We start from the raw sequence: 13,857 nt of genomic DNA on the forward strand, positions 1-13,857 counted from the left end.
ACGCTGTCGACCGATCATCGCGCCGTCGACGGTGCGCTGGGGGCCGAACTGCTGGTCGCCTTCAAGAAGCTGATCGAGAACCCGATGGGCATGCTGGTGTAGGAAAGGAAAAGGCTGTGCGGATATTCTTCACCAGCCTTTTTGCCTTTCTCATTTCCGGGTTGGCCGGCGGGCTGATCGCGCAATGGTTGGCCGTCGCCACCGGCGCCGAGGAAGAATACATCATCGTCTTCATGTTCTCGGTGCTGGTGACTTTTGTCGTCACCTTCGTCTTCTTCGTCGCGCAATTGACGAACGATCCGGTCGCGGCCGTGGCGACGGCGGGAAAGTGGACGCTGATTGTATTTGTGGCGCTGCTTCTCCTCTTGGTCGCGCTGATCCTCTACAGCGACAGCAGCGCCGCAGTGGTCAGGAGAGACATGCCGGTGGTTGCCGGTCTTGGTCTGCCGGGCCTGGTGACGATCATCATCCATTGGTTGTTCGTGCGCTGGCGCGTGAAGCGCGGTGTGGCCGACACAAAAGCAGGTTGAACGGATGAAAACGGTTCTTTGTTACGGCGACTCCTTGACATGGGGCTACAATGCCGAAGGCGGGCGTCATGCGCTCGAGGATCGCTGGCCAAGCGTGCTGCAAGCTGGCCTTGGCGAACGCGTTCAGGTTATCGCCGACGGCCTCAACGGCCGCACCACCGCCTTCGACGATCATCTGGCCGGGGCCGACCGCAACGGTGCACGGCTGCTGCCGACGGTGCTGACGACGCATGCGCCGATCGACCTGATCGTCATCATGCTCGGCGCCAACGACATGAAGCCGTGGATCCATGGCAACCCGGTTGCGGCCAAGCAAGGTATCCAGCGGCTGATCGACATCGTGCGTGGCCACGATTATCCGTTCGACTGGCCGGCGCCGCGGATTCTGATCGTTTCGCCGCCTCTTGTCAGTCGCACCGAAAATGCCGACTTCAAGGAGATGTTCGCCGGCGGGGATGACGCCTCGAAGCAGCTTGCACCGCAATACGCAGCACTCGCCGACGAAGTCGGTTGCGGCTTCTTCGACGCTGGCACGGTGGCGCAAACAACACCTCTCGACGGTGTCCACCTCGACGCCGAAAACACGCGAAACATCGGCAAGGCGCTGACGTCGGTCGTGCGCGTCTTGCTGGAATTGTGATTGAAGGAGAAAAACCCGTGGCTGAGAACTACGACGTCATCATCATCGGCTCCGGTCCCGGCGGCTATGTCACTGCGGTGCGTTCCGCCCAGCTCGGCTTCAAGACGGCCATCGTCGAGCGCGAGCATCTGGGCGGCATCTGCCTGAACTGGGGCTGCATTCCGACCAAGGCGCTGCTGCGCTCGGCCGAGATCATGCACTATTCGGATCACCTGAAGGATTATGGCCTGAAGCTCGACGGCGGCAAGATCAGTGCCGATACCGCGGCCGTCGTCGATCGGTCGCGAAAAGTGTCGCTCAGGCTCAATGGCGGCGTCGCCTTCCTGATGAAGAAGAACAAGGTCGATGTCATCTGGGGCGAGGCCAAGTTGTCGAAGCCCGGCGAGATCGTGGTCTCCAAGACGGCCAAGAAGCCGATGGAGCCGCAGCCGCCGGTGCCGAAGGGCATCAAGGGCGAGGGCACCTACACCGCCAAGCACATCATCCTGGCGACTGGCGCGCGGCCGCGCGCGCTGCCCGGCATCGAGCCGGATGGCAAGCTGATCTGGACCTATTTCGAGGCCATGGTGCCCAAGGAGATGCCGAAATCTCTGCTGGTAATGGGCTCGGGCGCAATCGGTATCGAATTCGCCTCCTTCTACCGCACAATGGGCGCCGACGTGACCGTGGTCGAGCTGCTGCCGGCTGTGATGCCTGTCGAGGATGCCGAAGTCTCGAAATTCGCGCAAAAGCAGTTCGAGAAGCAAGGCATGAAGATCATCCTCGAGGCCAAGGTGACCAAGGTCGAGAAGGGGGCGAACTCGGTCACCGCGCATGTCGAGATGAAGGACGGCAAGGTCGAGAAGATATCAGCCGACCGCATGATTTCGGCCGTCGGCGTCCAGGGCAATATCGAGAATCTCGGCCTTGAGGCGCTCGGCGTGAAGACGGACCGTGGCTGCGTTGTCGTCGATGGTTACGGCAAGACCAATGTGCCTGGCATTTACGCCATCGGCGATGTCGCCGGCCCGCCGATGCTTGCCCACAAGGCCGAGCATGAGGGCGTCGTGTGCGTCGAGAAGATTGCGAACTTCCCCGGTGTTCACGCCATCGACAAGCTCAAGATCCCCGGTTGCACCTACTGCAATCCACAGGTCGCCTCGGTTGGCTTGACGGAAGCCAAGGCCAAGGCCGAAGGCTGGGATATTCGCGTCGGCCGCTTCCAGTTCGCGGCCAACGGCAAGGCCATCGCGCTTGGCGAAGACCAGGGCTTCATCAAGACCATCTTCGACAAGAAGACCGGTCAGTTGCTCGGCGCGCACATGGTCGGCGCCGAAGTCACCGAATTGATCCAGGGCTTTGTCGTGGCGATGAACCTCGAAACGACCGAGGAAGAGCTGATGCACACGATTTTCCCGCACCCGACGCTGTCGGAGATGATGAAGGAAAGCGTGCTCGACGCCTATGGCCGCGTCTTGAACGCATGATAGATTCGCCGCGGGAGACTCAGCTTCGAAAGCCGCATGGTCGCGACGGCGAGGCGGTTCGTTTCCGGATGCATTTTTACTGGCGCAAGGAGAAGGCATATGCACTTGAACGGCGTGGGCTGGATCGCAGCCATCATCATCGGCGGCCTGGCAGGCTGGTTGGCCGAAATGGTCATGAAGAGCAACACCGGCATATTCATGAACATTATCATGGGGATCCTTGGCGCTGTGGTGCTGAACGCCATCCTGCAGGCGCTCAACATCGGCGTGTTCGGCGTCGGCTGGACCGCCTATCTGATCACCGGCTTCATCGGTGCCTGCCTGTTGATCTGGGTCGGTCGTCTGGTGCGCCGCTAGTCGATATCGCTCCGGCTATGCGAAAACGGTTGTGGCGGCATGCGCCGCTGCAGCCTTTTTCTTTGAGCTGAAATGTCCTAGATGACGTGAAAGTGACGATCGCCGACGGCGGTCGCGAGAAAAAGCCAGGGTTCAGATGGTCACTGTCCTCGACACGATCGCCAACGCGCCGCGGCTGCGGCACCCCGAGAAAGCGCACAAGCCCGACCAGGAGGTGTTGCGCAAGCCGGACTGGATCCGCGTCAAGGCGCCGGTCTCGAAGGGCTATGCCGAGACGCGCGAGATCGTCAAATCCCACAAGCTGGTGACCGTGTGCGAAGAGGCCGGTTGCCCGAACATCGGTGAGTGCTGGGAAAAGAAGCACGCCACCTTCATGATAATGGGCGAGATCTGCACGCGCGCATGCGCCTTCTGCAATGTCGCCACCGGCATTCCGACCGCACTCGATCCCGATGAACCGGCCCGCGTCGCGCATGCCGTCAAGCAGATGGGCCTTACACATGTCGTCATCACCTCAGTCGACCGCGACGATCTCGCCGATGGCGGCGCGCAGCACTTCGCCGATGTCATCCGTGAGATTCGGGCGGCAACGCCTCTGACGACGATCGAAATCCTGACGCCGGATTTCCTGCGCAAGGACGGCGCGCTGGAGATCGTCGTGGCGGCCAGGCCCGACGTCTTCAACCACAATCTCGAAACCGTGCCGTCGAATTATCTGAAGGTCCGGCCGGGCGCCCGCTATTTCCACTCGATCCGGCTGCTGCAGCGGGTCAAGGAACTTGATCCGTCGATCTTCACCAAGTCCGGCATCATGGTGGGTCTGGGCGAAGAGCGGAACGAAATCCTGCAGTTGATGGATGATCTGCGCTCGGCCAATGTCGACTTCATGACCATCGGCCAATACCTGCAGCCATCGAAAAAGCACCATCCGGTGATCCGCTTCGTCACGCCCGAGGAGTTCAAGTCCTTCGAGACGATCGGCAAGACCAAGGGCTTCCTGCTGGTGGCGTCTAGCCCGCTGACGCGCTCGTCGCATCACGCCGGCGACGATTTCGCCAGGCTGCGCGCGGCGCGCGAAGCGCAGCTCGCGAAATCGCTCTGATGCGTCTTCGACGCGACGCGCTCTAGAGCCGGGTTCATGCCGAAATTCGAAGCCACCCGCCACGTTGCCCATACGCCTGAGCAAATGTTCGCGCTGGTCGCCGACATCGAGACTTATCCGCAATTCCTGCCGCTTTGCGAAGCGCTGACGGTCCGCTCGCGCAAGGAGCGTGACGGACGCACCATCCTCGTCGCCGACATGAGCATTGGCTACAAGGCGATCCGCGAGACCTTCACCACGCAGGTGCTGCTGAAGCCCGACGAGAACGCCATCGATGTGAAATACATCGATGGCCCGTTCAAATATCTGAGCAATGTCTGGCGTTTCGAGCCAGACGGTGCCGGCTGTGTCGTGCGCTTCTTCATCGACTACGAATTCAAGAGCCGCATCTTGGGCGCGCTGATGGGCACGATGTTCGACCGTGCCTTCCGAATGTTCGCCGAGGCTTTCGAAAAGCGCGCCGACGTCATCTACGGCAAGACACCGGCGGCCTGACTCTCGCCAAGCGTCTGCAAGCCGAGCTTGAGCGCATGGTCGACCGTTTCCCGGCGGATGAAGTCACGGCCATTGTCGGCAAACAGCTTGTATTCGGCCGTCACGGGCTGGCCGTTCACCGCAACGCCGAACCAGACCAGGCCGACAGGCTTTTCCGCAGAACCGCCACCTGGACCGGCAATGCCGGTAACGGCCAGGGTCAGCCCGGCGCGTGAACGGGTGAGCGCGCCCTTTGCCATCTCGATGGCTGTCTCGCGGGAAACCGCGCCATGCGCGTCGAGCGTGGTTCTTCGCACGCCGAGCATGTCCATCTTAGCTTCATTGGAATAGGTGATGAAGCCGCGATCGACCACGGCCGAAGAACCGGCGATGTCGGTCAGCGCGGCGATGATCATGCCGCCGGTGCAGCTTTCGGCGGTCGCCAGCATGATGCCGCGCTCGCGGCAGGCCTCGAGCAGGGCGATTGCCGGGCCGCTGTCGGTCATTCCGGAACCTCGCCGGGAAACACCACGCTGGCGGTGGCGATCGCCGCAATGCCTTCCTCGCGGCCGACGAAGCCGAGCTTCTCGTTGGTTGTCGCCTTGATCGAGATTCGGTCGGCGGAAATGCCCAGCATCAGGGAAAGAACCGCCGTCATCGCCTCGCGGTGCGGGCCGACACGCGGTGCCTCGCAGATCAGCGTGATGTCGGCATTGGCGATGCGCCCGCCGCGCTCCCGCACCAGTCTTGCCGCATGTTCGACGAATATCCGCGACGCAGCGCCTTTCCACTGCGGATCGGACGGCGGGAAGTGCGTGCCGATGTCGCCGGCCCCGCAGGTCGCTAGCAGCGCGTCGGTCAGGGCGTGCAGGCCGACATCGGCGTCGGAATGGCCCGACAATTTCCTGTCGTGCGGAATGGCGACGCCGCAGAGCGTGACATGGTCTCCCGGCTCGAAGGCATGGACGTCATAGCCGTTGCCGGTGCGGATATCGGGGAAGTGTGCCCGCTCGCTGGAAAGTCGCTGGTGCGCCATGGCGATGTCCCGTGCCCATGTGAGTTTGATATTGTCCGGCGAGCCGGGAACGAGCTTCACCGGCATTTGCATCCATTCGGCAATCGACGCGTCGTCGGTAAAGTCGGTTTTGCCTCGGTTATAGGCTTCTTCATGCATCGTCATGATCGCGAGGAAGGGAAAGCCTTGCGGCGTTTGCGCCGCGTGCAGCCCGTTTCTGGGGACTGTTTCGCCAACCATGCCGCTGGCCGATTCGCGTTTCAGCGTGTCGGCAACGGGCAGGGCGGGAAGCGCGCCTTCACGCTCGCCGATGGCCGCGATGGTGCGGTCGATGAGATCCATGTCGACAAAAGGGCGCGCGGCGTCGTGGATGAGGACCTTGTCCGGCGCGTAGCTTCTTAACGCGTGCAGCCCGAGCCGAACCGAATCCTGCCTAGTCGCGCCACCGGCGATTGCCGTCACCCGATCGGCATCGGTGCCCACCGCCTGCCGAAAAAGCTCCTGGTCCTCGGCATGAATGGCCACGACGATCCGGCCGATGAGCGGGTGCGCCAGAAAAATATCGATGACACGAGCGATGACGGCGCGGCCGGCAATTCGTTGATATTGCTTCGGGCCATCGGCCTGTCCGGCGCGCGCGCCGCGGCCGGCCGCGACGATAACCACCGCGACTTTGCCACCCGGATCCGAAGCCTGATTTTCAGTTGCGCCAATCATTCAGTCTGGTCCTAGTCGCGGCCAAGGCCGAAGGCCAGCATTTTCCCAATTGCGCCTTAATGTGGCGTCATTCCGCGTTGCACATTTCTCTCGATCTGGCTAGAGAATGTGCAGCGAATGGACATGCTTGGTTTTTGTGCATGGTTAACTTGATCAGATTGGCCGCGCCTCTCGACGTCGGCGGTGTGAGAATCCGCAACCGCGTCTTCCTCGCGCCGATGTCTGGGATTACCGACGAGGCGTTCAGGCAGCGCGCCCATGCGCATGGCGCCGGCCTAGTCGTGTCCGAAATGGTGGCCAGCGGCGAACTCGCCAAGGGCAGGGCCGGCTGCGACCTGCGCATACGTCATTCCGGCCTGCCCGTCCATATGGTGCAGCTTGCCGGCCGCGAGGCGATCCATATGGCCGAAGGCGCACGGATCGCCGCCGGCGAGGGCGCCGACATCATCGACATCAACATGGGCTGCCCGGCCAAGAAGGTCACCGGTGGCTATGCCGGTTCGGCATTGATGCTGGACCTCGACCACGCGCTCTCGCTGATCGAGGCCGTGGTCGGCGCGGTCAAGGTGCCGGTCACGGTCAAGATGCGGCTGGGTTGGGACGAGGCGGCACTCAACGCTCCCGTCCTGGCGCGCCGTGCCGAGCAGGCGGGCGTCAAGATGGTCACGGTCCATGGCCGCACACGCTGCCAGTTCTACCAAGGCAAGGCGGATTGGCGCGCCATCGCTCGCGTCAAGGAGGCCGTATCCATCCCGGTCGTCGCCAATGGCGATGTCTGCTCCCCAGCTGAAGCCTCGGTCATTCTCGAACAGTCCGGCGCCGACGCAGTGATGGTCGGCCGCGCCCACTATGGCGCGCCGTGGGTCGCCGGCAACATCGCTGCGGCTGCCGCCGGGGCATTTTCGCCCGGCATTCCCGAGACCCCGCAAGCACTCGCCGACTATGTCGTTGCCCATTACGAGGACATGCTGGCGCTTTACGGCACCGAGAGCGGCCTGCGCCAGGCCCGCAAGCATCTGGGCTGGTATCTCGATCGACATGCCGGGGGCGTCGCTGGCGACAGTAGAAAGGCGATAATGACCGCGTTCGAACCAGCCCGTGTCATCGCCTTACTGCGCGATGTGTTTTCGCGCGATCCGCAAACCATGAACCTGCGGAGTGCCGCATGACCGCCACCGCTAGCCAGAGCGTTGAAATGGCGGATGCCGCCCAGATCGTACTGAATACGATCCGCCGCCCGGTGATCATGATCAGCGAGGAAGGCTTCATCACCTTCGCCAACGCCGATGCTGAGGATTTCTTTCGCTCCAGCGCGACCATGCTGGCGCGCAACACCCTGTCCAAGCTCATACCCTTCGGCAGCCCGTTGCTGACGCTGGTCGACCAGGTGCGCGAGCGCCGCGCGCCCGTCAACGAGTATCGCGTCGACGTCTCGTCGCCCCGCCTCGGCATCGAGAAGGTCGTCGATCTCTATGTCGCGCCGGTGCCGGAGTTTCCGGGCTCCGTCGTGGTCATGTTTCAGGAGCGGTCGATGGCCGACAAGATCGACCGGCAGATGACGCATCGCGGCGCGGCGCGCTCGGTGACCGGCCTGGCGGCGATGCTGGCGCATGAGATCAAGAACCCGCTTTCCGGCATCAGGGGGGCGGCCCAACTGCTCGAACTGTCCGCCTCCGATGAGGATCGCGCGCTGACGCGGCTGATCACCGACGAAACGGACCGTATCGTGTCGCTGGTCGATCGTATGGAGGTGTTTTCCGACGAGCGGCCGATCGATCGCTATCCCGTCAACATCCACGTCGTGCTCGATCACGTGAAGGCAATCGCAAAGAACGGTTTCGCGAAGAAAATCAAGATATTGGAGGATTATGATCCATCATTGCCTCCAGTATTCGCGAACCGCGACCAACTGATCCAGGTGTTCCTCAACCTGATCAAGAACGCCGCCGAGGCAATCGGCAGCGATCCGCAGGGCGAAATCATGCTGTCCACCGCCTTCCGGCCCGGTATTCGGGTTTCGGTCCCGGGCACGCAGGATCGTGTATCGCTGCCGCTGGAGTTCTGCGTGCGCGACAATGGTTCCGGCGTCTCGGAAGATATCCTGCCGATCCTATTCGATCCCTTCATCACCACCAAGCCGAACGGCTCGGGTCTCGGGCTGGCGCTGGTCGCCAAGATCGTCGGTGAGCATGGCGGCATCATCGAGTGCGATTCGACGCCGCGCGCGACAACGTTCCGGGTCCTGATGCCGGCCTGGAAGGAAACGGCGCTGGGCGCCGATCAAGACGGCGAAGGAGACCGCAAATGACCGTTCGCGGCAATATTCTCGTCGCCGACGACGACGCGGCGATCCGCACCGTACTCAATCAGGCGCTGTCGCGTGTCGGTCACGAGGTGCGCGTGACCTCCAACGCCTCGACGCTGTGGCGCTGGGTGGCCGCCGGCGAGGGTGACCTCGTCATCACCGACGTCGTGATGCCGGACGAGAACGCTTTCGACATGCTGCCGCGCATCAAGAAGGCGCGGCCGGAACTGCCCGTCATCGTCATGAGCGCCCAGAATACGTTCATGACGGCGATCCGCGCTTCCGAAACCGGCGCCTACGAATATCTGCCGAAGCCTTTCGACCTCACCGAACTCCTCAACATCGTCAACCGAGCGCTGTCCGAGCCCCGGCGGCCCAAGATCGATGCCCGGCAGGAAGAGCAGCCCGAAACGATGCCGCTGGTCGGCCGTTCGGCGGCCATGCAGGACATCTACCGTATGCTGGCGCGCATGATGCAAACCGACCTGACGGTCATGATCTCGGGCGAATCGGGCACTGGCAAGGAACTGGTGGCGCGCGCGCTGCATGAATATGGACGCCGTCGTGGCGGTCCGTTCGTTGCCATCAACATGGCGGCGATCCCGCGCGACCTGATCGAATCGGAATTGTTCGGCCACGAGAAGGGCGCCTTCACCGGCGCGCAGAACCGCTCGACCGGCCGCTTCGAGCAGGCAGAGGGCGGCACGCTGTTCCTCGACGAGATCGGCGACATGCCGATGGAGGCGCAGACGCGCCTGCTGCGCGTCCTGCAGCAGGGCGAGTACACGACGGTTGGCGGCCGTACGCCGATTAAGACCGATGTGCGCATCGTCGCTGCCACCAACAAGGACCTGCGCACGCTGATCAACCAGGGTCTTTTCCGCGAGGACCTTTTCTACCGTCTCAACGTCGTACCGCTCAGGTTGCCGGCGCTGCGCGAGCGCTCCGAGGACGTGCCAGATCTGGTGCGCCATTTCTTCAAGCTTGGCGAGATGGAGGGGCTGCAGACCAAGCGTATCTCTTCCGGCGGCATCGAATTGATGAAGCGCTATCCATGGCCAGGCAATGTGCGCGAGCTGGAAAACCTCGTTCGCAGGCTCGCCGCGCTTTATTCGCAGGACGAGATTTCCGCTGAGATCATCGAGGCGGAGCTCAAGACAGGGGAACGCCCGGTGGTGCCAGGCGCCGGCAACCTCATTCCCGACGATCTTTCCATCGGCCAGGCGGTGGAGCACTTCCTGCAGCGCTATTTCGCCTCCTTTGCAGGCGAATTGCCGCCCGCTGGCCTCTACGAACGTATTCTATCCGAAGTCGAATACCCGTTGGTGCTGGCTTCGATGACGGCAACCCGCGGCAACCAGATCAAGGCCGCGGAGCTTTTGGGCCTCAACCGCAACACCTTGCGCAAGAAGATTCGCGAGTTGGGCGTCAACGTCTATAAGTCGTCCCGCCAGGCCTGAGCCGGCGCCGGGCACACGATCTTTTTAAGGGGACCGAACGGGGAAAGAGTCCCGTCGCTGTCACACTTGTTGCATAATCGCCACAATGCGTTGCATAGATCGGACGCAATCATTGGCTCTACACGGCGACATGGCTCCGCAGACACCTGTACCCAACCAACCGCTTTTCAGCGAACCAGGCGCGCGCGACGGACGCCGGCTGCTGGCGCTGCCGGGCGTGATCGCGGTCGTCGGCGCCCTGATCATGGCGGCTATCTCGTTCGCGATCCTGGTCGGTGCGACACCGATCGCGCCGGACGCCAAGGCGACGTGGGCGCTGATCGCTCTCAACGCCGCCTTCGTGCTCGTTCTCATCGCGCTGGTCGGGCGCGAGGTGCATCGCATCGTCATGGCCCGCCGCCACGGCAAGGCGGCTTCCCGGCTGCATGTGCGCATCGTTGCCATGTTCGCGCTGGTTGCCGCCATTCCCGCCATCATGGTGGCGATCATCGCCTCGATCACGCTCGATATCGGCCTTGATCGCTGGTTCGAGATTCGCACCAAGACGATCGTCAATTCTTCGTTGTCGATCGCCGACGCCTATGTCCAGGAAAACGCCCGTAACCTGCAGGGCACGACGTTGTCGATGGCCTACGATCTCGATGCCTCCCGCACGCTGTACGGCCTCGATCGCACCGGCTTTCTCGACCTCATGAACAAGGAAGCCGTGGGCCGCTCGCTGGCGCACGCCGCGCTGATCAAGCCCGACGGCTCCTTCGTCATGAGCGCCAAGACCGATGCCGATTTCGCCATGCCGGAACCGCCGGAAGGAGCGGTTGCCACCGCCACCGACGGTAAGCCGGTGCTGATCGAGCCGCGCACGCGCAACATCATGGGCGCCATCGTCAAGTTGCGCGAGATCGAGGGTCTCTATCTCTACACCATCCGTCTGGTCGACCCAGAGGTGATCAAGGCGCGGCAGATCGTCAGGTCCAACACCGACGAGTATCGCAATCTCGAGGACAACAGGCGCACTTCGCAAGTGGCATTTGCGCTGCCCTATCTGTCGCTGACCCTGATCATCATCCTGTCGGCAATCTGGACCGGCATAGCCGTTGCCGACCGACTGGTGCGACCAATCCGTCAGCTGATCGGCGCTGCCGATGAAGTCGCGACCGGCAATCTCGACGTCGCGGTGCCGGTGCGGCCATCCGATGGCGATGTCGCCTCGCTCGGCGATACGTTCAACAAGATGCTGCTGGAGCTCAAATCACAGCGCAACGAGATCCTGTCGGCGAAGGACCTGATCGACGAGAGGCGGCGTTTTTCGGAAGCCGTGCTTGCCGGTGTCACCGCCGGCGTCATCGGCGTCGACCCCTACGGCATCATCACTATCGTCAACCGCTCCGCCGAATCGATGCTGGCCATTTCCGCCAGCGCGGCACTCGGGCAGAACCTTTCCGCGATCCTGCCTCATGTCGGCCGGGTCTTCGAGATCGGCCGTAAGTCCGGCAAGCCGGTCTATCGCGAGCAGGTGACCTTCTATCGCGCCGGTGCCGAGCGGACCTTCAATGTGCAGGTCACCATCGAGGCCGGCGACGACGGCTCCGAGGAAAAGTCCTACGTCGTGACGGTGGATGACATTACCGACCTGGTTCAGGCCCAGCGTTCGTCCGCCTGGGCCGACGTGGCGCGGCGCATCGCCCACGAGATCAAGAATCCACTGACGCCGATCCAACTTTCCGCCGAGCGTATCAAGCGCCGCTACGGCAAGGTCATCACCGAGGACCGCGAAGTTTTCGACCAATGTACCGACACGATCATCCGGCAGGTGGAGGATATCGGCCGCATGGTCGACGAGTTCTCGGCCTTTGCGCGCATGCCAAAGCCCGAGATGAAGGCCATCGACCTGCGCGAATCGCTGCGCGAGGCTTCCTTCCTGGTCGAAGTCAGCCGTGCCGACATCACCTTCGAGCGGATATTCGGCAATGAGCCGCTCAAGGGCACTTTCGACAGCCGGTTGATGGCCCAGGCCTTCGGCAACGTGATCAAGAATGCCGCCGAGGCGATCGACGGGCTGGAACAGAACGACGGTTCGCACGGCATAATCCGGATTCAAGCCGGGCGCCAGAATGGCGCGATTCGCATCGACGTCATCGACAATGGCAAAGGCCTGCCGCGCGAAAATCGCCAGCGGTTGCTGGAGCCTTATATGACCACACGTGAAAAGGGCACCGGGCTTGGTCTCGCTATCGTCAAAAAGATCGTGGAGGACCATGGCGGCAGGCTGGAACTCCATGACGCGCCTGCGGACTTCCATGGCGGGCGCGGCGCGATGATCAGCATCATCCTGCCGCCCGCGGCCAGCACGCTGCCGCGGGGCGAAAGCAGGGCGGACCACGAAAGAGAAACTGAAAAGGTCGGTAATGGCGTCTGATATTCTCATCGTCGATGACGAGGAAGACATCCGTGAACTCGTCGCGGGCATCCTGAGTGACGAGGGTCACGAAACCCGTACGGCATTCGATGCCGACAGCGCCCTGGCGGCCATCGCCGATCGAGCGCCGAGGCTGATCTTCCTGGACATCTGGCTGCAAGGTTCGCGCCTGGACGGGTTGGCGTTGCTCGACGAGATCAAGACCATGCACCCGAACCTGCCCGTGGTGATGATTTCAGGCCACGGCAACATCGAAACCGCGGTTTCCGCCATCCGTCGCGGCGCTTATGACTTCATCGAGAAGCCGTTCAAGGCCGACAGGCTGATCCTCATCGCCGAACGTGCGCTCGAGACCTCGAAATTGCGCCGCGAGGTTTCCGATCTCAAGCTGCGTAGCGGCGAGACCTTCGACCTGATCGGCATGTCGTCGGCGATGAGCCAGTTGCGCCAGACCATCGAGCGTGTCGCGCCGACCAACAGCCGCGTGATGATCGTTGGGCCCTCCGGTTCGGGCAAGGAGCTGGCAGCGCGCGCCATCCATACGCTTTCGGCCCGCAAGGGCGCGCCGTTCGTGACGCTGAGCGCCGCCAACATCACGCCCGAACGCATGGAGATCGAACTGTTCGGCACCGAATCGAACGGAGTCGAACGCAAGGTGGGAGCGCTGGAGGAAGCCCATCGCGGTATTCTCTACATCGACGAAGTGGCCGACATGCCGCGCGAAACGCAGAACAAGATTTTGCGCGTGCTGGTCGAACAGCAGTTCGAGCGGGTGGGCGGTACAAAGCGGGTCAAGGTCGATGTCCGCATCATTTCCTCGACCTCGCAGAACCTGGAGGCGATGATCGCCGACGGGCGATTCCGCGAGGATCTTTACCATCGGCTCGCCGTGGTTCCGGTCATGGTGCCAGGGCTGGCCGAACGGCGCGAGGACATTCCCTATCTCGTCGACAATTTCATGAAGCAGATCGCCCGCCAAGCCGGCATCAAGCCGCGCCGCATCGGCGACGATGCGCTGGCCGTGCTGCAGGCGCACAACTGGCCGGGCAACGTGCGTCAGCTCCGCAACAACGTCGAGCGGCTGATGATCCTGGCGCGCGGCGAGGATGTCGACGCGCCGATCACCGCGGATCTGCTGCCGTCCGAAATCGGCGATGTCATGCCGCGCACGCCCAACCAGTCGGACCAGCACATCATGGCGCTTCCGCTGCGCGAGGCACGCGAACAGTTCGAAAAGGACTATCTGATCGCCCAGATCAACCGGTTCGGCGGCAACATCTCGAAGACGGCCGAGTTCATCGGCATGGAGCGCTCCGCTTTGCATCGCAAGCTGAAGTCGCTGGGCGTCTGACGCGCGGCGTCCATCGGCCGCGCC

General features: G+C 62.6%; 14 protein-coding genes. 12 read left to right on the forward strand and 2 right to left on the reverse strand.

Going from position 1 to position 13,857, the window contains the following annotated elements; genetic code table 11:
• The 7 genes from LB536_RS27140 to LB536_RS27170 all read left to right on the forward strand — a co-directional run.
• Window positions 1–102, forward strand: a 102-nt coding sequence (locus LB536_RS27140; RefSeq protein ID WP_224595185.1) for a 2-oxo acid dehydrogenase subunit E2, incomplete at its 5' end; no start/stop codon positions are given.
• 14 nt (window positions 103–116) lie between these two features.
• Window positions 117–530, forward strand: a complete 414-nt coding sequence (locus tag LB536_RS27145) for a hypothetical protein (protein WP_140758637.1) — start codon at window positions 117–119, stop codon at window positions 528–530.
• A 4-nt stretch (window positions 531–534) separates the two neighbouring features.
• Window positions 535–1,170, forward strand: a complete 636-nt coding sequence (locus LB536_RS27150; RefSeq protein ID WP_140758638.1) for an SGNH/GDSL hydrolase family protein — start codon at window positions 535–537, stop codon at window positions 1,168–1,170.
• A gap of 17 nt (window positions 1,171–1,187) precedes the next feature.
• Window positions 1,188–2,636, forward strand: coding sequence for a dihydrolipoyl dehydrogenase (lpdA, locus tag LB536_RS27155; RefSeq protein WP_224598008.1), 1,449 nt, complete (start codon window positions 1,188–1,190; stop codon window positions 2,634–2,636).
• Window positions 2,637–2,735: 99 nt separating this feature from the next.
• Window positions 2,736–2,993 (forward strand): GlsB/YeaQ/YmgE family stress response membrane protein, encoded by a 258-nt coding sequence (locus LB536_RS27160; RefSeq protein WP_140758640.1) that lies wholly within the window; start codon window positions 2,736–2,738, stop codon window positions 2,991–2,993.
• Between the two features lie 136 nt (window positions 2,994–3,129).
• A complete protein-coding gene (lipA, locus tag LB536_RS27165; protein WP_140758641.1) occupies window positions 3,130–4,095 on the forward strand; it encodes a lipoyl synthase in 966 nt (321 codons plus the stop codon).
• A gap of 36 nt (window positions 4,096–4,131) precedes the next feature.
• Entirely contained in the window at window positions 4,132–4,590 is a 459-nt protein-coding gene (locus LB536_RS27170) for a type II toxin-antitoxin system RatA family toxin (RefSeq protein WP_140758642.1), read from the forward strand.
• Here LB536_RS27170 and LB536_RS27175 read toward each other — a convergent pair.
• Window positions 4,566–5,075 carry a CinA family protein gene (locus LB536_RS27175; RefSeq protein WP_224598009.1) on the reverse strand — a complete coding sequence of 170 codons (510 nt, stop codon included), beginning with the start codon at window positions 5,073–5,075 and terminating at the stop codon, window positions 4,566–4,568. The two genes, LB536_RS27170 and LB536_RS27175, sit on opposite strands and share 25 nt — an antisense overlap.
• Window positions 5,072–6,301, reverse strand: a complete 1,230-nt coding sequence (locus LB536_RS27180; RefSeq protein ID WP_140758644.1) for a bifunctional 2-C-methyl-D-erythritol 4-phosphate cytidylyltransferase/2-C-methyl-D-erythritol 2,4-cyclodiphosphate synthase — start codon at window positions 6,299–6,301, stop codon at window positions 5,072–5,074. The genes LB536_RS27175 and LB536_RS27180 overlap by 4 nt, the downstream gene beginning before the upstream one ends.
• 140 nt (window positions 6,302–6,441) lie before the next feature.
• Between LB536_RS27180 and dusB the strand changes: the two genes are divergently transcribed.
• The 5 genes from dusB to LB536_RS27205 all read left to right on the forward strand — a co-directional run bounded on the left by dusB (window position 6,442) and on the right by LB536_RS27205 (window position 13,833).
• Window positions 6,442–7,470 (forward strand): tRNA dihydrouridine synthase DusB, encoded by a 1,029-nt coding sequence (dusB, locus tag LB536_RS27185; RefSeq protein WP_224598011.1) that lies wholly within the window; start codon window positions 6,442–6,444, stop codon window positions 7,468–7,470.
• On the forward strand, window positions 7,467–8,609 hold the full coding sequence (locus LB536_RS27190; protein WP_224598014.1) for a two-component system sensor histidine kinase NtrB: 1,143 nt from the start codon (window positions 7,467–7,469) through the stop codon (window positions 8,607–8,609). Before dusB ends, LB536_RS27190 begins: the two co-directional genes overlap by 4 nt.
• Complete coding sequence (gene ntrC, locus LB536_RS27195; protein WP_140758647.1) at window positions 8,606–10,066, forward strand: nitrogen regulation protein NR(I); 1,461 nt, start codon at window positions 8,606–8,608, stop codon at window positions 10,064–10,066. The genes LB536_RS27190 and ntrC overlap by 4 nt, the downstream gene beginning before the upstream one ends.
• Window positions 10,067–10,151: 85 nt before the next feature.
• Entirely contained in the window at window positions 10,152–12,482 is a 2,331-nt protein-coding gene (locus tag LB536_RS27200) for an ATP-binding protein (protein ID WP_411966597.1), read from the forward strand.
• Window positions 12,472–13,833 (forward strand): sigma-54-dependent transcriptional regulator, encoded by a 1,362-nt coding sequence (locus LB536_RS27205; protein ID WP_140758649.1) that lies wholly within the window; start codon window positions 12,472–12,474, stop codon window positions 13,831–13,833. Before LB536_RS27200 ends, LB536_RS27205 begins: the two co-directional genes overlap by 11 nt.
• Window positions 13,834–13,857: the final 24 nt, after the last annotated feature.

Source organism: Mesorhizobium sp. ES1-3, from assembly GCF_020164795.1.
Taxonomy (GTDB): domain Bacteria; phylum Pseudomonadota; class Alphaproteobacteria; order Rhizobiales; family Rhizobiaceae; genus Mesorhizobium.

Bases quoted from the DNA above. Each gene is read 5' to 3' on its own strand.
- LB536_RS27150 (WP_140758638.1), top strand. From the start codon at position 535: ATGAAAACGGTTCTTTGTTACGGCGACTCCTTGACATGGGGCTACAAT.
- LB536_RS27180 (WP_140758644.1), bottom strand. From the start codon at position 6,301: ATGATTGGCGCAACTGAAAATCAGGCTTCGGATCCGGGTGGCAAAGTC.
- dusB (WP_224598011.1), top strand. From the start codon at position 6,442: ATGGTTAACTTGATCAGATTGGCCGCGCCTCTCGACGTCGGCGGTGTG.
- LB536_RS27170 (WP_140758642.1), top strand. From the start codon at position 4,132: ATGCCGAAATTCGAAGCCACCCGCCACGTTGCCCATACGCCTGAGCAA.
- ntrC (WP_140758647.1), top strand. From the start codon at position 8,606: ATGACCGTTCGCGGCAATATTCTCGTCGCCGACGACGACGCGGCGATC.
- LB536_RS27190 (WP_224598014.1), top strand. From the start codon at position 7,467: ATGACCGCCACCGCTAGCCAGAGCGTTGAAATGGCGGATGCCGCCCAG.
- LB536_RS27160 (WP_140758640.1), top strand. From the start codon at position 2,736: ATGCACTTGAACGGCGTGGGCTGGATCGCAGCCATCATCATCGGCGGC.
- LB536_RS27205 (WP_140758649.1), top strand. From the start codon at position 12,472: ATGGCGTCTGATATTCTCATCGTCGATGACGAGGAAGACATCCGTGAA.
- LB536_RS27200 (WP_411966597.1), top strand. From the start codon at position 10,152: ATGCGTTGCATAGATCGGACGCAATCATTGGCTCTACACGGCGACATG.
- LB536_RS27175 (WP_224598009.1), bottom strand. From the start codon at position 5,075: ATGACCGACAGCGGCCCGGCAATCGCCCTGCTCGAGGCCTGCCGCGAG.
- lipA (WP_140758641.1), top strand. From the start codon at position 3,130: ATGGTCACTGTCCTCGACACGATCGCCAACGCGCCGCGGCTGCGGCAC.